This is a genomic window from Sagittula salina, from assembly GCF_017813235.1.
Classification (GTDB): domain Bacteria; phylum Pseudomonadota; class Alphaproteobacteria; order Rhodobacterales; family Rhodobacteraceae; genus Sagittula; species Sagittula salina.
In genome coordinates, this window is the sequence record NZ_JAGISH010000046.1 from 1 (window position 1) to 315 (window position 315).

The window sequence follows — 315 nt, forward strand, 5'->3', positions numbered from 1 at the left end:
GCGGGCCATCGGACGGACCAAAGGCGGGCTGAACTCGAAGCTGCACATGGGTTGCGACGGGCTGGGGCGGCCGCTGACCTTCTTCCTGTCGCCCGGTCAGATGAGCGATGCGAGAGGTGCGCTGGCTCTGCTGGATGCCCTCCCACCCGCAAGGACGCTCCTGGCCGACAAGGGCTACGACGCCGACTGGTTCCGCGAAGCCCTTGATGACAGGGGAATTGCCGCCTGCATCCCAGCGCGGCGCGGGCGCAAGAACCCCGCCGCACATGACTGCAAGCTCTACAAGCAGCGGCACAGGATCGAGAACCTCTTTGC

General features: G+C 66.3%; 1 protein-coding gene. It reads left to right on the top strand.

Annotated features, from left to right (window positions below):
• On the top strand, positions 1 to 315 hold a 315-nt coding region (locus J5474_RS22510; RefSeq protein WP_209364245.1), incomplete at both ends, for a transposase.